Source organism: Streptomyces sp. NPDC001709 (assembly GCF_053596375.1).
Genome location: NZ_JBSFGB010000021.1, coordinates 1 through 18,398 on the forward strand (window position 1 = coordinate 1; position 18,398 = coordinate 18,398).

The following is an 18,398-nucleotide window of genomic DNA, read 5'->3' on the forward strand; positions in this document are numbered from 1 at the left end:
CCCAGGGTGGGCAGCTTGGTGCCGGGGCCGATGGAGCCGAGCACCCAGCGGGGGCGGCCGTCCTGGGCGGTGAACTCGTCGGCGACCTCGCGAGCCACTCCGGCGCCAGCCTCGGACAGCTCGTAGACCCGGTCGGCGATGTCGTACTCGCCGAGGGCGGAGTGGTTGGCCCCGAAGGTGTTGGTCTCGACGCAGTCGACGCCCACGGCGAAGTACGCCTCGTGGACCGAGCGGACGATGTCGGGGCGGGTGAGGTTGAGAATCTCGTTACAGCCCTCGAGGTGCTGGAAATCCTCCAGCGTGGGCTCCTGCGCCTGGAGCATGGTGCCCATGGCTCCGTCGGCGACCACCACACGGGTGGCGAGCGCCTGTCGGAGCGCGGACACACGGGTCCGGCTGTCGGCGGAAGGGGACGGTGGCAACGAGGCCATGAAAGGGCTCCCTAGATGCGACGGCTGTCGGCTATGCGGCCTTCCCAGGCAGGCGGGGATGCCGCACGGCGCCAGGGTAACCGGGAGTCGGCTTGGATGGGCACCGGCGTCCACGGGGCGGACGCCGGTGGCGGATGTGCCACACCCAGGTCACGTGTGATGTAACAAGTGCCGACCGACCATTAGCGAGAGGTCGGCATGGACCGGTAGTGTTCGACATTGCCGAACGGGGTGGTCTCAAGCGCCCAGATGGCAGTCGAAGGGGACGGAGGCAGTACGGCGATGGCACGGAACATCCAGTCGCTCGAACGGGCGGCCGCGATGCTGCGGCTGCTCGCGGGCGGCGAGCGGCGGCTCGGCCTGTCCGACATCGCCTCGTCACTGAGCCTCGCCAAGGGCACCGCCCACGGCATTCTGCGCACCCTCCAGCAGGAGGGGTTCGTGGAGCAGGACGACGCCTCCGGGCGCTACCAACTGGGCGCGGAGCTGCTGCGCCTGGGCACCACGTATCTGGATGTGCACGAGCTGCGGGCCAGGGCCCTGGTGTGGGCCGACGACCTGGCCCGTTCCAGCGGGGAGAGCGTGTACCTGGGGGTTCTGCACCAGCAGGGCGTGCTGATCGTGCACCACGTCTTCCGGCCGGACGACAGCCGGCAGGTACTGGAGATCGGCGCCATGCAGCCGCTGCACTCCACCGCGCTCGGCAAGGTGCTCTCCGCCTACGATCCCGTCGCGCACAGCGAGGCGATGGAGTCCGAGCGGAAGCCCTTCACGGACCGCACGGTGTACGACGCCGACGACTTCGAGCATCTCCTCGACATCACGCGCGCGCGTGGCTACGCGGCCGACATCGAGGAGACCTGGGAAGGGGTGGCGTCCATCGCCGCGCCCATCCACGACCGGCGTCGGATGCCCGTGGGCGCGGTCGGCATCACCGGCGCCGTGGAACGGCTGCGCCGGGACGGTGAGCTGCGCTCCGAGCTGATCGCCGCGGTGCGCGACTGCGCCCGTGCGGTGTCCAGGGACCTGGGCGCGGGACGGTTCTGAGCGCTGCGCGCTCCCTCCAGGAAAAGCCCGGGGACTTACCTCCGGATATGACCGGGATGCCGGGCGGCGCCCCGGTTCTCGCCCTACCCTTAAATGAACATATGGGGCGATTACCCACGTCAGCGCGCGAAGAGTGATAACCGGCAGCGATCAATAACGATCCTGTTTTCGATAACAGAACCCTTGACGCGTGCGTAACGCCGAAGCAAGACTCCCGTCCATCGGTCGGCATTGTCGAACACCTACCGGCAATACGCGCTAGAGTGTGACAACGCCAAGGGCCGGCAATCGCTCTCACCCCCGAGGGCACCAGAACCCCGGCGGGACCCGGGGTTCGGCTACCCCTGGACGAAGGACAAAGGAGTCGCGGGTGTCCAGCTCCGACATCTTCATCGGCGAGACCATCGGTACCGCCATACTCATCCTGCTCGGCGGCGGCGTCTGCGCGGCCGTCACGCTGAAGGCCTCCAAGGCCCGTAACGCCGGTTGGCTCGCCATCACCTTCGGGTGGGGCTTCGCCGTTCTGACGGCCGTCTACATCTCCGGACCGCTGTCCGGTGCTCACCTCAACCCCGCCGTCACGGTGGCCCTCGCCATCAAGAACAGCGACTGGAGCAACGTTCCGACCTATTTCGCCGGTCAGCTGCTCGGCGCGATGATCGGCGCGACCCTGGTGTGGGTCGCCTACTACGGCCAGTTCCACGCCCACCTGACCGACAAGGAGATCGTCGGCGGGCCGGGCGCGCAGGCCACCGCGGCCAAGGCGGTCGAGGCCCAGGAGAAGGGCGCCGGCCCGGTCCTCGGCATCTTCTCCACCGGTCCGGAGATCCGGAACGTGGCGCAGAACCTCGCCACGGAGATCATCGGCACGGTCGTGCTGATCCTGGCGGTCCTCACGCAGGGCCTGAACGACAAGGGCAACGGTCTCGGCATCCTCGGCGGTCTGGTCACCGCGTTCGTGGTGGTCTCGATCGGTCTCTCGCTCGGCGGCCCGACGGGCTACGCGATCAACCCGGCCCGTGACCTGGGCCCGCGCATCGTGCACGCCCTGCTGCCGCTGCCCAACAAGGGCGGTTCCGACTGGTCCTACGCCTGGATCCCGGTCGTCGGTCCGCTGGTCGGCGGCGCGATCGCCGCAGGCATATACAACGTCGCCTTCGCTTAAGAAGCAGACCCGCTCACAGCAGCAGACCCGCTGAAAAAGCAGACAAGCGCCGTACGGCCCCCTCACCACGGATCTTTCAGGAGCACACAGTGACCGACGCCCACACCGCAGGCCCCTTCATCGCGGCGATCGACCAGGGCACCACCTCCTCGCGCTGCATCGTCTTCGACCGGGACGGCCGGATCGTCTCCGTCGACCAGAAGGAGCACGAGCAGATCTTCCCCAAGCCGGGCTGGGTCGAGCACAACGCCAACGAGATCTGGACCAACGTCCAGGAAGTCGTCGCCGGAGCCATCCAGAAGGCCGGCATCACCCGTGACGACATCAAGGCCATCGGCATCACCAACCAGCGCGAGACCACCGTGCTGTGGGACAAGAACACCGGTGAGCCCGTCCACAACGCCCTGGTCTGGCAGGACACCCGCACCGACGCGCTCTGCAAGGAGCTGGGCCGCAACGTCGGCCAGGACCGTTTCCGCCGCGAGACCGGCCTGCCGCTCGCGTCGTACTTCTCGGGTCCCAAGGCCCGGTGGCTGCTCGACAACGTCGAGGGCCTGCGTGAGCGCGCCGAGGCGGGCGACATCCTCTTCGGCACCATGGACACCTGGGTCATCTGGAACCTGACCGGCGGTGTCAACGGCGGCAAGCACGTCACCGACGTGACCAACGCCTCCCGCACCATGCTGATGAACCTGCACACCATGCAGTGGGACGAGAAGATCGCCGAGTCCATCGGCGTGCCGCTGGCGATCCTGCCGGAGATCCGCTCCTCCGCCGAGGTCTACGGCGAGGTCACCGGCGGCAAGCTGGGCGACCTGCTCGGCGGCATCCCGGTCGCCTCCGCGCTCGGCGACCAGCAGGCGGCCCTGTTCGGCCAGACCTGCTTCTCCGAGGGCGAGACCAAGTCCACCTACGGCACCGGCACCTTCATGGTGATGAACACCGGTGACAAGATCATCAACTCCTACGCGGGCCTGCTGACCACGGTCGGCTACAAGATCGGCGAGCAGCCGACCGTGTACGCCCTGGAGGGCTCGATCGCCGTCACCGGCTCGCTGGTGCAGTGGATGCGCGACCAGATGGGCCTGATCTCCACCGCCGCCGAGATCGAGACGCTCGCGCTCTCGGTCGAGGACAACGGCGGCGCCTACTTCGTGCCGGCCTTCTCCGGCCTGTTCGCCCCGCACTGGCGCTCCGACGCCCGCGGTGTGATCGCCGGCCTGACCCGGTACGTCACCAAGGCGCACCTCGCGCGCGCCGTCCTGGAGGCGACCGCCTGGCAGACCCGGGAGATCGCCGACGCCATGGTCAAGGACTCCGGCGACGAGCTGGTGGCCCTGAAGGTGGACGGCGGCATGACCTCCAACAACCTGCTGATGCAGACCCTCTCCGACGTCCTGGACGCACCCGTGGTGCGCCCGATGGTCGCCGAGACCACCTGCCTCGGCGCCGCCTACGCCGCCGGTCTCGCCGTCGGCTTCTGGTCCAGCACCGACGAACTGCGCGCCAACTGGCGCCGGGCCGCCGAATGGACCCCCCAGATGGACGCGGACACCCGCGACCGTGAGTACAAGAACTGGCTCAAGGCCGTCGACCGGACCATGGGCTGGATCGAGGACGAGAGCTGAGCTGCCCGCACGACAGCTCTGACGAGGAGTAAGTACCCGACATGACCAGTCAGTCCACCCTGAGTTCCGTGCCTGCCCTGGGGACCCACCCGGCCTCCGGCTCCAACCCGAGCCGTGCCGAGACCCGGGAGCAGCTCTCCAAGGCGTCGTACGACCTTCTGGTGATCGGCGGCGGCATCCTGGGCATCTCCACCGCCTGGCACGCCGCGCAGTCCGGCCTGAGGGTGGCTCTGGTCGACGCCGGCGACTTCGCCGGCGCCACCTCCTCCGCCTCCTCCAAGCTCCTCCACGGCGGCCTGCGTTACCTGCAGACCGGCGCGGTGAAACTGGTGGCGGAGAACCACTTCGAACGCCGTGCGGTCTCCCGCCAGGTGGCCCCCCACCTGGCGAACCCGCTCACCTTCTACCTCCCCGTGTACAAGGGGGGCCCGCACGGCGCGGCGAAGCTCGGCGCGGGCGTCTTCGCCTACTCCGCGCTCTCCGCGTTCGGCGACGGCGTGGGCCACCTGCTCTCCCCCGCCAAGGCGGCGCAGGACGTGCCCGAGCTGCGCACCGAGAACCTCAAGGCCGTGGCCGTGTACGGCGACGACCAGATGAACGACGCGCGCATGGCGCTGATGACGGTCCGCGCGGCCGTCGAGGCCGGCGCCGTCGTCCTCAACCACGCCGAGGTCACCGGCCTGCGCTTCACCAAGGGCCGGGTCACCGGCGCCGACCTCAAGGACCGGACCTCCGGTGACGAGTTCGGCGTCAACGCCCGCCTGGTGCTGAACGCGACCGGCCCCTGGGTCGACCACCTGCGCAGGATGGAGGACCCGGACGCGGCGCCGTCCATCCGCCTGTCCAAGGGCGCGCACCTGGTCCTGAAGCGCACCTCCCCCTGGAAGGCGGCGCTCGCGACCCCCATCGACAAGTACCGCATCACCTTCGCCCTCCCCTGGGAGGACATGCTGCTGCTCGGCACCACCGACGAGGAGTTCGAGGGCGACCCGGCGGATGTGTCCGTCACCGAGAAGGACATAGCCCAGATCCTGGACGAGGCCGCGTTCTCGGTCCGGGACCAGCAGCTGCAGCGCGACCTGATCACCTACGCGTTCGCGGGCCTGCGCGTGCTGCCGGGCGGCCCGGGTGACACGGCCAAAGCCAAGCGCGAGACCGTGGTGACCGAGGGCAAGGGCGGCATGCTGTCCGTCGCGGGCGGCAAGTGGACGACGTTCCGGCACATCGGCCGTACGGTGATGCAGAAGCTGGAGGCGCTGCCGGGCCACCCGCTCGGTGACGACTTCGAGCCGATCTCCTCCCTGCCGAAGAAGCTGCCGCTGCCCGGTGTCGCCAACCCGCGTGCCGTCGCCCACCGTCTGCTGGTGGACCACCCGGCCCCGGGTCCGCGCATGGCCGCCGACACGGCCAAGCATCTGGCCACCCACTACGGTTCCCTGGCCTTCGACATCGCCCGCCTGGCCAACGAGAGCCCGGAACTGGCCGAGCGTGTCCACCCCGACGCGCCGGAGATCTGGGCACAGGTCATCTGGGCCCGCGACCACGAGTGGGCCGAGACCCCGGACGACGTGCTGCGCCGCCGCACCACGCTGACCATCCGGGGCCTGGCCACGGACGAGGTCAAGGCCAAGGTCCAGGACCTGCTCGACAAGAAGTAGGCCTCGGTGCGGCCGGTCCGACTCCCTGACCGGGACCGGCCGCACCGCAGCACCGGACCCGGCGCACCCGGGTCCGGTCCCACGAGAGGGGCGACTCCCGCCGATGGAGCCGCCCCTCTCGCCTGCCGGGAAAGACGACGCCGGGGTGGCAGGTGAGGCCCGCATAATGTGCTCAGACATCCGATGTCTGAGTCATTCCGCGGGCGATGGGGAGGCCGGTCATGGCAGTCACCGACGAGGCGATCGAGAAGATCAAGGGGATGATCGTCTCGGGTGCGCTGCGGCCCGGGGACCGGCTGCCCAAGGAGAGCGAGCTGGCCGCCGAGCTGGGCCTGTCCCGGAACTCGCTGCGGGAGGCCGTACGGGCCCTGTCGCTGATCCGGATCCTGGACGTGCGCCAGGGCGACGGCACCTACGTCACCAGCCTCGATCCGCAGCTGCTGCTGGAGGCGCTGAGTTTCGTCGTGGACTTCCACCGCGACGACACCGTGCTGGAGTTCCTGGCGGTGCGCCGGATCCTGGAGCCGGCCGCGACGGCGATGGCGGCCTTCCGGATCGGCGAGCGGCAACTGGACGCGCTGTCCGCCCAGTTGGACGCGCTGGGTGAGGAACCCTCGGTGGAGGAGCTGGTCGCCGCCGATCTGGAGTTCCATCGCGGCATCGTGCGCGGCGCCGGCAACTCGGTGCTGTGCTCGCTGCTGGACGGACTGTCGGGGCCGACCACGCGGGCCCGGATCTGGCGGGGCCTCACCCAGGAGGACGCGGTCGGCCGCACCCTGCGCGAGCACCGGGCGATCCTGGCCGCACTGCGCGACCGGGACGCGGAGGCGGCCCGCTCCTGGGCGACCGTGCACATCGCGAGCGTGGAGCAGTGGCTGCGCAGCACCCTGTGAAACGCGTGTGCGGAACAGTCCGGGCTCCCGGTTGACGGGGGGTGTTCGACGGTGGCGAACGGGGCAGTGATCCGGGCACTCCCCCACGCAAGGGGGCTGCGGGCGCCCCCGCCGGACGCCGTAAGGTTGGTGAGTCAAGCGAGGGCACGTCGGAAGGAGGCACTGGGTGATCGAGCTGGAGGGAGTTCCCGAGCTGATCGACCCAGTCATGGTGGCCGCGTTCGAGGGCTGGAACGATGCCGGTGACGCCGCCTCCACGGCGGTCGCGCATCTGGAACGCGAGTGGAAGGGCGAGGTGTTCGCGGCGCTGGACGCCGAGGACTACTACGACTTCCAGGTGAACCGCCCCACGGTGTTCATGGACGGCGGTGTGCGCAAGATCACCTGGCCGACGACAAGGTTGTCGGTGGTACGGGTCGGCGGCGAGAAGCCGCGCGACCTGGTGCTGGTCCGCGGCATCGAACCGTCCATGCGCTGGCGCTCGTTCTGCAACGAGCTGCTCGGCTTCGCGCACGAGCTGGGCGTGGAGCTGGTGGTCATCCTGGGCGCCCTGCTCGGTGACACCCCGCACACGCGTCCGGTGCCGGTCAGCGGGGTCACCTCGGACGCGGAGCTGGCCCAGCGGATGGACCTGGAGGAGACCAAGTACGAGGGCCCGACGGGCATCGTCGGCGTCCTGCAGGAGGCGTGTACGCACGCGGGCGTGCCGGCGGTGTCGCTGTGGGCCGCCGTACCGCACTACGTCTCCCAACCGCCCAACCCCAAGGCCACGCTGGCGCTGCTCAACCGGCTGGAGGACCTGCTGGACCTGCGTATCCCGCAGGGCGAGCTGCCCGAGGACGCGCGTGCCTGGCAGGTGGGCGTGGACCAGCTGGCCGCCGAGGACAGCGAGGTCGCCGAGTACGTCCAGACGCTGGAGGAGGCCCGCGACACCGCGGAGCTGCCGGAGGCGTCGGGTGAGGCGATCGCCCGCGAGTTCGAGCGGTATCTGCGGCGGCGGGACGTGGGCCCTCCGGGCGGCAAGCAGAGGCCTCCGGCGGCCGGGGGCGGGGGCAAGGAGGACGACGAGGACGGCTCGGAGGACTGAGGTACGGCGAAGGGGCGGTTCCCGTGGTTGGGAAGCGCCCCTTCTTTTCGTTGCCGATGGGCCATGGGGTGCCGCGACCGGCCGTCGGGCGTCTGCGGTGCCGTCGTGGCTGGTCGTGCCGTTCCCCGCGCCCCTTACGGGGCGCCCACCCTCGCGGTGTCTACAGGGCTACCCCCAGCAGCGCGTCCACCGCACGCGTGACCACGCCCGGTGCGCCCGTGTCCGTGCCCCCCTGCTCCTCCTGCCGGGCCGCCCAGCGGTCCACGGCCGTGAGCGCGGTGGGGGCGTCGAGGTCGTTGGACAGGGCCTCGCGGATCTCCTCGACCAGGGCGTCGGCGGGTGGGCCGTCGGGGCGGGAGACGGCCGCGCGCCAGCGGGCGAGGCGGGCCACGGCTTCCTGGAGGACCTGGTCGGTCCACTCCCAGTCGGCGCGGTAGTGGTGGGAGAGGAGGGCCAGGCGGATGGCGGCGGGGTCGACGCCGTCCCGGCGCAGCTTCGAGACGAAGACGAGGTTGCCCTTGGACTTGGACATCTTCTCGCCGTGCAGGGCGACCATGCCGGCGTGGACGTACGCCTTGGCCATGGGGAATTCGCCGGTGAGCACCTGGGCGTGCGAGGCGCCCATCTCGTGGTGCGGGAAGGCGAGGTCGGAGCCGCCGCCCTGGACGTCGAAGCCCATGCCGAAGTGGTCGAGGGCGATGGCCACGCACTCGATGTGCCAGCCGGGCCGGCCCCGGCCGAGGGAGGCGCCGTCCCAGCTGGGCTCGCCCTTGCGGGCGGCCATCCACAGCATCGGGTCGAGCGGGTTCTTCTTGCCCGGGCGGTCCGGGTCGCCGCCGCGTTCGGCGGACAGCAGCCGCATGGCGGCCGCGTCGAGGTTCGAGACCTTGCCGAAGTTCGGGTCGGACTCGACCGAGAAGTAGATGTCGCCCTCCAGCTCGTAGGCCGCGCCGAGTTCACGCAGCCGCTCCACGAGGGGGACGATGCCGGGTATCGCCTCGACAGCGCCTATGTAGTGCTGGGGCGGAAGCATCCGCAGGGCGGTCATGTCCTCGCGGAAGAGGGCCGTCTCCTTCTCGGCGAGGGCGACCCAGTCGACGCCGTCCCGGTCCGCGCGCTCCAGCAGCGGATCGTCGACGTCGGTGACGTTCTGGACGTAGTGGACCTGCCGCTTGGTGTCGAGCCACACGCGCTGAACGAGGTCGAACGCGTTGTAGGTCGCCGCGTGACCCATGTGGGTCGCGTCGTACGGGGTGATGCCGCAGACGTAGAGACGGGCGACGGGACCGGGTTCGAGGGTGACGAGTCCGCCGGTCGCGGTGTCGTGGATCCTCAGGTCGCGGCCCTGACCAGGCAGGGCGGGGACCTCGGAAGCGGGCCAGGCATGCATGTACATGAGCCTAACCGGCCGTCGGCCGCGTATACGAATGAGATCGCGCCGGATGGCCGGATACGCGGTCTTGTGGATCGACGTCCGATGTGCTGTCCGAGGTCACACGGGCGGCCAGGGGATGGCGGGCCACTCGCCGCCCGGCTCCGGGTGCACTCCCGTGGTGAGCAGACCGTCGACACGCGCGCGCGTGGCGTCGATCTCGGCCGGGGTGATCAGTGCGGTCAGCCGCTCGCCCAGGGGCCCGACGAGGCCGGTGCGCAGTCCCTCGAGGACGTCGACGGCCTCGGTGGTCAGCGGCTCCCCGGCCCAGCCCCACAGCAGCGTGCGCAGCTTGTTCTCGGTGTTGAAGGTGACACCGTGGTCGATGCCGTAGAGCCGGCCGTCGGTGGTGGGCAGCAGATGGCCGCCCTTGCGGTCGGCGTTGTTGATCACCGCGTCGAGGACGGCGAGCCGGCGCAGCCGCTCGTCGTCGGCGTGTACGAGGAGCGCGGTGCGGCCCTCGCCGACCTCGGCGAGGCCGATCGCCTTCCAGCCCGGCTCCGGTTCCTCGGCGTCGACCAGGGCGAGCAGCTCCGCCTCGGCCTGGACGTCGATCCACAGCTGGCACATGCCCTCGCCGTACGGCCCGTCGCGCAGCACGGTCGGCGGGACGAGCCCCCAGCCGGTGGCCTCGGAGACCTCGTAGGCGGCCACCTCGCGGCCGGCCAGGGTGCCGTCGGGGAAGTCCCACAGCGGGCGCTCCCCGGCCACCGGCTTGTAGATGCAGGTGGCTTCCCGGCCGTCGAGGGTGATGGTGCAGAACAGGGCGGCGTTGGACGCCTCGCGGATCCGGCCGCGGACGGTCAGCTCACCCCGCGCGAGCAGCTCGGCGGCGGCCGAGTCGGCTGCGGCGTCGGCTGTGGCGTCGGTGGGCGTCACGCTCCGCGGCGGTATCCGTTCTGGCGCGGACATACGTGTCCTTCCGGATCGAGCGGGAGGCTGCACAGCGGGCACGGCGGCCGCCCGGCGTTGACGACGTCGAGGGCGCGCTTGGCGAAGGCCCGGGCCTGCGCGCCGGTCAGCCGGACCCGCAGCATCGGGGGCCCGTTCTCCTCGTCCTGGAGCAACCGCTCCTCGGCCTCGGCGAGGTCCTCCTCGGTGTCGGCGTCCAGCTCCACCAGGGCCTGCGCCTCGACGATCATGCGCTGTTCCTCGCCGTCCCAGGCCAGGGCCATGGTGCCGACGCGGAACTCCTCCTCGATGGGCGTCTCCAGCGGGGCGCTGTCGGCGATCTCGCTGGGCGCCATGGCAGGGACGGCGGCGCTGCCGCCACTGCGCCGTACGACCTCGTCGAGCAGTTCGTCCATGCGCTCGGCGAGCGCGGCCACCTGGGTCTTCTCCAGTGCCACGCTGGTCACCCGGGAGCCTGCGGTGGCCTGGAGGAAGAACGTACGGCGTCCGGGCAGTCCGACCGTGCCGGCCACGAAGCGGTCCGGCGGGTCGTAGAGGAACACCTGACGGGACACGTCCTGTCTCCATTGAGAGTGAGTGCGGAGAGTGAGTTCGAGGGTTTCAGCGGTGCGGGCCGCCCGCGGATGCGCGACGGTGCGGACCGCTTCACCCTACTGCGGCCGACGATCACGGTGCGCCCGCACCACCCCCGACCGGTGCGTCGCCCTCACCAGGTTCCTCGCGCGGGGCGAGGGAGGCGAAATCCCCGGTGTCGCCGAGACGAACGAGAAACGGCCGAAGGCGGGTGTAGCGGATGGCGGTGACGGAACACGGCTCCACGGAGATCCGCTGGAAGAGGTCGAGGTGGAGTCCGAGGGCGTCGGCAACCAGGGATTTGATGATGTCACCGTGGGAGCACATGAGGTAGATGGCGTCGGCGCCGTGATCGCGCTCCACGCGCGCGTTCCATTCGCGTACGGCCTCGGCGGCGCGGGTCTGCATGGCGCGCATGGACTCGCCGCCGGGGAAGGCGGCGGCCGACGGGTGGGCCTGGACGACCTCCATCAGCGGCTCGTCCTTCAGCTCGGCGAGCTTGCGGCCGGACCAGTCGCCGTAGTGGCACTCCCCGATCCGTTCGTCGGTGTGGGCGCGCAGCTCCGGGCGGGCCTCGAGCAGTGGCCGTACGGTCTCCTGGCAGCGTTCCAGGGGGCTGGTGACGATCTCGGAGATCGGCAGTCCGGCGAGCCGGGCGGGCAGCGCGGCGGCCTGGGCGGCACCGCGTTCGTCCAGGGCGACGCCTGGTGTCCAGCCGGCGAGGACTCCGGAGGTGTTGGCGGTGGAGCGTCCGTGCCTGACGAGGATCAGCGTGGGCATGCGGCCCAGGGTAGGCGTATCAGCACATGCGTCGGTGGCCGGGCGAAGGGAGAATGCGCTCCGTGATCGTGGACTGCGCCATCTACCGGCATGGGATCCGTACCGAGGGCCCGGAGGACCTGTCCGACGCGCTCGACGAGGCGCGGGCGGCGGGCGGTTTCGTGTGGATCGGCCTGTACGAGCCCTCCGAGCGGGAGTTCGACCTGGTCACGCAGGAGTTCGCGCTGCATCCGCTGGCCGTGGAGGACGCGCTCAACGCGCATCAGCGGCCCAAGCTGGAGGTGTACGACGACTCGCTGTTCATGGTGCTGAAGCCGGTCGTGTACGAGGCGGAGAACGACACCGTCTCGGCCGGCGAGATCATGGTCTTCATCGGGGACTGCTTCGTGGTCACCGTCCGGCACGGCGAGATCTCGCCTCTGGCCGCCGTACGGCACCGGCTGGAGGAGGAGCCGGAGATGCTCGACAAGGGCCCGACCGCCGTGCTGTACGCGATCTCCGACGCCGTCGTCGACCACTATCTGGAGGTGGCGACGGAGCTGGGGACCGATCTGGAGGAGCTGGAGGCGGAGGTGTTCCGGCCGGAGGGCGGCGGCTCGCGGGGCACCGCGTCGCGGATCTACGGCTTCAAGCGGCAGATCCTGGAGTTCCGCCGGGCCACCGGCCCGCTGGCGCTGCCGCTGACCCGGCTGGCGGGCACCGGACCGTTCGGCGGCACGGTGCCCTTCGTGCACGAGAAGGCGCGCCCGTTCTTCCGGGACGTGTACGACCACCTGATGCGCGTGAACGAGTCCGTGGAGGGCCTGGACCGGCTGGTGTCGGACATCCTGTCGGCGCACCTGGCGCAGATGAGCGTGCGGCAGAACGACGACATGCGGAAGATCTCGGCGTGGGCGGCGATGGCCGCGGTTCCCACGATGATCGCGGGGATCTACGGCATGAACTTCGACCACATGCCGGAGCTGCACTGGCTGTGGTCGTATCCGGCGGTGATCCTGGCGATGGCCGCGCTGGAGGTGACGCTGTACCGGCTGTTCAAGCGGCGCGGCTGGTTGTGACGCTCTTCGCGCGGCTCAGGCGAACTCGTGGGCGGGGGTGGCGGGGCCGCCGAGGGGGTCGCGGCGCTCGGGCATCCTGAGGGTGACCATGCGGCGCCAGCCGACGAGGCGCTCATAGGCGTACACCGCGTGGATGGCGGTCGCGAGCAGCGCCTGCTTGGCCTTGGGCCAGCCCAGGATGCGGCCCATGCGGGCCATCACGGCGAGGCTGACGTCCCGGTGGACGCGGATCTCGGCGAGCGCGCACTCGCGCAGGGTGCGCTGGATCAAGCGGCCGTGCCCGGCGGCGGCGAACCGCAGCAGCTCCTCGTGGGTGTAGGCGAGGTGGTTGTCCTCGTCGCGGGAGATCACCCGTACGGCCCTGCCGACGTCGGGATGGCCGGCGACGTACTCGAGGAGCTGCTCCATCTGCTCGGAGGCGCGCTGTTCGGTGACCCGGCTGTGGGAGAGGTAGACGATGATGTCCCGCACGGTGAGCGGCTCGTCCCGCTTGAGTCTGTCGTGGGCGAGGCCGATGCCGCCCCGCTCCAGGAGCATCGTGTAGTCGGTCTCGGGCGGTACGGCGACGGGGGTGAGCCCGCGCTTGCTCAGCAGGGCGTTGAAGATGCGTCCGTGCTTGTCCTCGTCGGCGCCGTGGCGGGCGATCTTCGGGGCCAGCGCGTGTTCGCCGCGCGGTACCAGCGCGGCGATCCGTCCGTTCTCCCAGCCACCCTGGGACTCCCCGCCGGCGGCGATGGAGCAGAAGAGCCGGAACGACTCGTCGTGGTCGAGGATCTCCTGGAACAGACTCTTGGCCGACAGCATGAAACGAGTCAAATGCGGGCAGAGGGGAGCCGCAACACGGGTGTCCGGCGACTCGGCCGAAAGAAGGAATGCCGGGCTCGTAACCGGGCGGCGACGGGCGCGTTGTTTCCGATGACGGCCGTGGCGGGGAAGACCCCCGAGCCCCCACCACGGCCGCTGGAACCCGCCTTACGCCAGTCCGGCGCGCTCCAGGGCCTCGCTGCCGGCCCGCAGGGAGGCGATCCGCTCCTCCAGCGTGAATCCGGCCGGGGACAGGCTGAGCGTGGTGACACCGGCCGCGGCGTAGGTCTTCATCCGGTCGGCGATACGGTCGACGGAGCCGAGCAGCGTCGTACTGTCGATGAGGTCCTGCGGAATCGCCGCCGCGGCCCCGGCCTTGTCCCCGGACAGGTACTTCTGCTGGATCTCGGCGGCCTCCTTCTCGTAACCCATGCGCTGCGCGAGCTGGTTGTAGAAGTTCTGCTTGGCGCTGCCCATGCCGCCGACGTACAGCGCGGTGTAGGGGCGGAAGGTGTCGGCGAGGCGGGCCACGTCCTTGTCGCCGCCCACGGCGATCGGCAGGGTCGGGCACACGTCGAACCCGTCGAGGGTCTTGCCGGCCTTCTCCCGGCCCGCGCGCAGGTACTTGAGGGTCGTCTCCTCCAGGTGTTCGGCAGCGGGGAAGATCAGCAGGGCGCCGTCGGCGATCTCGCCGGTCTGCTCCAGGTTCTTCGGGCCGATCGCGGCGATGTACAGCGGGATGTGCTCGCGCTGCGGGTGCACGGTCAGCTTGATCGGCTTGCCCGGGCCGCAGGGGAGCGGCAGCGTCCAGTGCTCACCCTCGTACGTCAGCCGCTCCCGGGTCATCGCCCTGCGGACGATCTCCACGTACTCGCGGGTGCGGGCGAGCGGCTTGTCGAACTTGACGCCGTACCAGCCCTCGGAGACCTGCGGTCCACTGACCCCGAGGCCCAGCCGGAACCGGCCCCCGGACAGCGAGTCCAGCGTGGCCGCCGTCATCGCGGTCATCGCGGGCTGGCGGGCCGGGATCTGGAAGATGGCGGAGCCGACGTCGATGCGCTCGGTCTGCGCGGCGACCCAGGACAGCACCGTCGCCGCGTCGGAGCCGTAGGCCTCCGCGGCCCAGCACACGGAGAAGCCCAGCCGGTCGGCCTCCTGCGCCACGGCCAGATTGTCCCCGTCCATCCCGGCACCCCAGTAGCCGAGGTTGATCCCGAGCTGCATGGCCGATTCCCCTTACCCATGAGTAACGTGCCTGTGGGGGCGACCTTAGCGCGGATACGCAGCCGCGGGCAGTCGTGCCGACGGGGCAGTACGGGTGGGGAAACCCGGGCAGCACTGGTTATCCACAGGCCACCCACCGCACGGGCTCTGGCCAGTAATCTCGCCCGCATGGAGCAGAGGCATCTCGGCCGAACCGGCCTGCGCGTGTCCCGGATCGGACTCGGCACCCTCACCTGGGGCCGGGACACCGACGAGCACGACGCCGCGGACATGCTGAAGGCGTTCTGGGAGGCCGGCGGCACCCTCGTCGACACCGCGGACGTGTACGGCGACGGAGAGGCCGAGTATCTGCTGGGACAGCTCATGGACGGGCTCGTGCCACGCCGGGACCTGGTGATCTCCACCAAGGCCGGCAGCGTGCCCGACCCCGACCGCCGCTTCGACGGCTCCCGCGGCCATCTGCTCTCCGCGCTCGACGCCTCCCTGGCCCGCCTGGGCACGGACCACGTCGACCTGTGGCACATCCACGCCTACGACCCCGAGACCCCCCTGGAGGAGACACTCCAGGCCCTGGACATAGCGGTGAGCAGCGGCCGCGCCCGGTACGCGGGCGTCTCCAACTTCTGCGGCTGGCAGCTCGCCAAGGCGGCGACCTGGCAGCTCGCGGCACCGGGCATGCGCACGCGGCTGGCCAGCACGCAGATGGAGTACTCGCTGCTCCAGCGGGGCGTGGAGCGTGAGGTGCTGCCCGCCGCGCTCGACCTGGGCGTCGGCCTGCTGCCCTCCTCGCCGCTCGGCCGGGGTGTCCTGACCGGCAAGTACCGGCACACCACTCCGCCGGACTCGCGCGGCGCCTCCGAGCACCTCGCCCCGTTCGTGGAGCCGTACCTGGACGACACGGCCTCCCGCATCGTGGACGCGGTGACGACGGCCGCCGACGGGCTCGCCGTCACCCCGCTGCAGGTGGCCCTCGCCTGGGTCCGGGACCGGCCCGGCGTGGCCGCGCCGATCGTCGGCGCGCGCAACGCACAGCAGCTCACGGCGGCATTGTCAGTGGAGGCCCTTAGTCTTCCTGACGAGATCTGCCGGGCGCTGGACGATGTGTCGGCGCCCGTGCACCGCTATCCCGATCACGACTGGAGCACGCTGTGAGCACGGAGCCGGAGACCACGGAGGAAGCCGGGCCGGGGACACCGGACACACCCGGGTCCCCAGGCGGGAAGCCCACACCCGGGTCCCCAGGCGGGAAGCCCACGCCCGGGGAGAGCCGTGCGGACGGCATCGACACGAGCGGCGCCGAGGGAGAGGACAGCGCGGGTTCCGCCGCGAGCACGGCCGAAGGCGCGGGCAAAGCGGGCACCAGCAGCGCCGGAGGGGAGACCGACGCGGACGCGGGCACGAGCGGCGCCCGAGGCGAGACCGACACGGACGCCGACGCGACCAGCACCCACGGCAACTCCGACCCGGACGCGGACGTGGACGCGGGCGTGAGCGGTGCCGAAGGCGGGACCGGCGTCGGCGGTGACCAGGGTGTGGACGGCGACGGCGGTGGCGAAGACGGGGCTGCCGAGGGAGCCGCGAGCGGGGACGGTGACACGGGCCAGTTGTCCGAGGCGGAGGCCGAGTTGGCCGCGCAGCGGGTCGAGCGGGAGCGGATCGAGCGGCGCAAGGCGGAGAAGAAGAGCCCGATCGAGAGCGGCGCCAAGCTCAGCGGCAAGGCGGCCGACCTGCTGGCCGCGGTGCGGGCGGTGGAGAGCGGTGAGAAGCCGGTGGCCGCGGCGTTCGCCGAGCCCGCTCCGGCCCCGCGCCGCCCGGCCCCGGAGCCCGTACACCGGCCGCAGCCCGCCCCCGCACCGGCCGCCGTCACGCCCGGCGCCCCGGCACCGGAGACGGTGGAGAGCGTGCGCCGGGTGCTGGCCGAGGGCGGCGCGCCCGAGGCCCTGGCCCTCCAGGTGGCCGCGGCACTGGGCGAGGGCGCCGACGCGGCGCTGCGCGAGGACCCCTGGCAGCTGCTGTGGATCGGCGGCGTACGTCCCGACCAGGCCGACGGATTCGCGCGGGCGCTGCTCGGCACCGCCTGCGGTCCGGGCGACGAGCGGCGGGGCCGTGCGATCACGGTCTGGCTGCTGGAGCAGGCGGCCCTGGCCGGGCACACCGCGCTGGAACTGCCCACGCTCACCGCGGCGCTGGGCCGGCAGAGCGTTCCGGACCCGGACGCGGCGGTGCAGGGCACGCTCGCGGAGGGCGAGGCCCTGGCGTTCCAGGACGCCCTGGAGGAAACGGGAGCCGCGGCCCCGCAGGCTGCGGAAGAGGGCGAGGAGGAGGAGCGGCCGGTCCGGGTCCTCGTCGGCCTGGAGCGGTACGCGCTGGCGGAGGAGAGCCTCGCCGACGGCCTGGCCCGGCTGGTCAACTCGCTGTCCAAGGAGACCGAGCAGGCCTGGCAGACGGCCGCCGGCACCGTCTCCGGCGGGGCGGCCGAGCTGGCCCGCGCGGTCGCCGGGCACGGTCTGGTGCTGCACTCCGGCGGGGAGGCGGCCCGTGCCGAGCCGGCCGCGCTGCTCGGCGCCGCGCGCACTGCGGACCTGCGGGCGTTCGCCGTGTGCCACACGCCCGACGGACGTGACCACCTCGCCGCACTGCTGCCGGGCGCGGACCGGGCGGAGCACGGCGTGGGCACGGTCGCGGGGCTGCTGTCCGGCGCCGAGGGTCCGGGCCGGGACGCGGACGGCGCGCTGGAACTGGACCTGCTGATCGTGCTGGACGCGCCGCAGCTGGACGTGGAGAGCGCCGCGATGCTGGTGGAGTCGCTGCCCGACGGCGCCCGGCTGGTGCTCAGCGGCGACCCGGCGGTGCTGTGGTCGGCCGGTCCGGGGCGGGTGTTCGCCGATCTGCTCGCCGCCCGCGTCTGCCCGCAGATCGCCTCCCGCGTCCCCGACCCGGGCCCGATCGGCGAGCTGGTATCCGGCATCGGCATCGGCGAGCTGAACCAGGTCGCCGCTCCGGGCAAGGAGATCGTCATCGTCCCGGTGCGGGACGCGGGCGAGGCCGTGCACCGGACGGTCCAGCTGGTCGCGGACTCGGTGCCGCGGGCGATCGGCATCCCGGCCGACCAGACCGTGGTGATCACTCCGGGGCACGGCGGCGCCGCGGGCACCCGCGCCCTCAACTCCGCCCTGAAGGAACGCCTCAACCCCGGCCCCGGCCGCTTCGGCGGCTTCGACCCGGGCGACCGGATCGCCTACTCCCCCGCCCCGGGCCGTACGGCGCTGGGTGTGGTGGTCAAGGCGGACGCGGACGGCCTGCACCTGTCGTGCGCGGGCATCCCGGTGGTCGTACCGCGCGAGCGGGTGGAGGGCGCCGTACGGCACGGCTGGGCGCTGACCGCGCACCAGGCGGCGGGCACCCGCTGGCCCGCGGCCGTCGTGGTGCTGCCCGGCGATGCGGCACAGGCGCTCAGCAGACCCTGGGTGTACACGGCGTTCGGCCGGGCGGAGCGGCATCTGTCCGTGGTCCACGGCGTGGAACAGGCCCTGCCGAAGGCGGTGGCGGAAACCCCGGCCAAGCCCCGTACGACCCGCTTGCAGACACTGCTGCGCACGCAGGTGCCGACCGGCTGACGCCCGCGGCGACGAGCTGTCCTCCCGCCGCCGCGACGGCGCTCAGCCACGCCGGCGGGGTCCGGCGGTGCCGACCCGGCCCCAAGGCC

At 71.5% G+C, this 18,398-nt stretch carries 16 protein-coding genes; 9 read left to right on the forward strand and 7 right to left on the reverse strand.

Going from position 1 to position 18,398, the window contains the following annotated elements; genetic code table 11:
* On the reverse strand, nt 1–431 hold a 431-nt coding region (locus tag ACWC0C_RS27905), incomplete at its 3' end, for a homocysteine S-methyltransferase family protein (RefSeq protein WP_450866644.1).
* Nucleotides 432–713: 282 nt separating this feature from the next.
* On the opposite strand from ACWC0C_RS27905, the gene ACWC0C_RS27910 reads away from it, so the two are divergent.
* The 6 genes from ACWC0C_RS27910 to ACWC0C_RS27935 all read left to right on the forward strand — a co-directional run bounded on the left by ACWC0C_RS27910 (nt 714) and on the right by ACWC0C_RS27935 (nt 7,909).
* On the forward strand, nt 714–1,478 hold the full coding sequence (locus ACWC0C_RS27910; RefSeq protein ID WP_450866646.1) for an IclR family transcriptional regulator: 765 nt from the start codon (nt 714–716) through the stop codon (nt 1,476–1,478).
* 370 nt (nt 1,479–1,848) lie between these two features.
* Nucleotides 1,849–2,643, forward strand: a complete 795-nt coding sequence (locus tag ACWC0C_RS27915) for an MIP/aquaporin family protein (protein ID WP_449198192.1) — start codon at nt 1,849–1,851, stop codon at nt 2,641–2,643.
* An 89-nt stretch (nt 2,644–2,732) separates the two neighbouring features.
* Nucleotides 2,733–4,271 carry a glycerol kinase GlpK gene (gene glpK / locus ACWC0C_RS27920; protein ID WP_450866648.1) on the forward strand — a complete coding sequence of 513 codons (1,539 nt, stop codon included), beginning with the start codon at nt 2,733–2,735 and terminating at the stop codon, nt 4,269–4,271.
* 41 nt (nt 4,272–4,312) lie between these two features.
* On the forward strand, nt 4,313–5,929 hold the full coding sequence (locus tag ACWC0C_RS27925) for an FAD-dependent oxidoreductase (protein ID WP_450866649.1): 1,617 nt from the start codon (nt 4,313–4,315) through the stop codon (nt 5,927–5,929).
* A gap of 221 nt (nt 5,930–6,150) precedes the next feature.
* Nucleotides 6,151–6,822 carry a FadR/GntR family transcriptional regulator gene (locus ACWC0C_RS27930; protein WP_449198189.1) on the forward strand — a complete coding sequence of 224 codons (672 nt, stop codon included), beginning with the start codon at nt 6,151–6,153 and terminating at the stop codon, nt 6,820–6,822.
* Between the two features lie 166 nt (nt 6,823–6,988).
* Nucleotides 6,989–7,909, forward strand: a complete 921-nt coding sequence (locus tag ACWC0C_RS27935; protein WP_449198188.1) for a PAC2 family protein — start codon at nt 6,989–6,991, stop codon at nt 7,907–7,909.
* 160 nt (nt 7,910–8,069) lie between these two features.
* Here ACWC0C_RS27935 and mshC read toward each other — a convergent pair whose 3' ends face one another.
* The 4 genes from mshC to ACWC0C_RS27955 all read right to left on the reverse strand — a co-directional run bounded on the left by mshC (nt 8,070) and on the right by ACWC0C_RS27955 (nt 11,606).
* Nucleotides 8,070–9,299, reverse strand: a complete 1,230-nt coding sequence (mshC, locus tag ACWC0C_RS27940) for a cysteine--1-D-myo-inosityl 2-amino-2-deoxy-alpha-D-glucopyranoside ligase (RefSeq protein ID WP_450866652.1) — start codon at nt 9,297–9,299, stop codon at nt 8,070–8,072.
* 102 nt (nt 9,300–9,401) lie between these two features.
* Nucleotides 9,402–10,253: an SCO1664 family protein gene (locus ACWC0C_RS27945; protein ID WP_450866654.1), complete on the reverse strand. Its 852-nt coding sequence runs from the start codon at nt 10,251–10,253 to the stop codon at nt 9,402–9,404.
* Nucleotides 10,217–10,807, reverse strand: a complete 591-nt coding sequence (locus ACWC0C_RS27950; RefSeq protein WP_449198185.1) for a DUF3090 domain-containing protein — start codon at nt 10,805–10,807, stop codon at nt 10,217–10,219. The genes ACWC0C_RS27945 and ACWC0C_RS27950 overlap by 37 nt, the downstream gene beginning before the upstream one ends.
* 112 nt (nt 10,808–10,919) lie before the next feature.
* Entirely contained in the window at nt 10,920–11,606 is a 687-nt protein-coding gene (locus tag ACWC0C_RS27955) for a histidine phosphatase family protein (protein WP_450866656.1), read from the reverse strand.
* Between the two features lie 62 nt (nt 11,607–11,668).
* Here ACWC0C_RS27955 and corA point away from each other — a divergent pair, with 62 nt between their 5' ends.
* The gene (gene corA / locus ACWC0C_RS27960) at nt 11,669–12,664 is read left to right on the forward strand and encodes a magnesium/cobalt transporter CorA (protein ID WP_449198183.1); all 996 of its coding nucleotides are present in this window, start codon (nt 11,669–11,671) and stop codon (nt 12,662–12,664) included.
* Between the two features lie 15 nt (nt 12,665–12,679).
* Here corA and ACWC0C_RS27965 read toward each other — a convergent pair whose 3' ends face one another.
* Complete coding sequence (locus ACWC0C_RS27965; protein WP_450866658.1) at nt 12,680–13,468, reverse strand: ferritin-like domain-containing protein; 789 nt, start codon at nt 13,466–13,468, stop codon at nt 12,680–12,682.
* 168 nt (nt 13,469–13,636) lie between these two features.
* The gene (locus ACWC0C_RS27970; protein ID WP_450866660.1) at nt 13,637–14,692 is read right to left on the reverse strand and encodes an LLM class F420-dependent oxidoreductase; all 1,056 of its coding nucleotides are present in this window, start codon (nt 14,690–14,692) and stop codon (nt 13,637–13,639) included.
* A 168-nt stretch (nt 14,693–14,860) separates the two neighbouring features.
* Here ACWC0C_RS27970 and ACWC0C_RS27975 point away from each other — a divergent pair, with 168 nt between their 5' ends.
* Entirely contained in the window at nt 14,861–15,844 is a 984-nt protein-coding gene (locus tag ACWC0C_RS27975; RefSeq protein WP_449198180.1) for an aldo/keto reductase, read from the forward strand.
* The gene (locus tag ACWC0C_RS27980; protein WP_450866662.1) at nt 15,841–18,309 is read left to right on the forward strand and encodes a helix-hairpin-helix domain-containing protein; all 2,469 of its coding nucleotides are present in this window, start codon (nt 15,841–15,843) and stop codon (nt 18,307–18,309) included. The genes ACWC0C_RS27975 and ACWC0C_RS27980 overlap by 4 nt, the downstream gene beginning before the upstream one ends.
* The last annotated feature ends 89 nt before the right edge of the window (nt 18,310–18,398 follow it).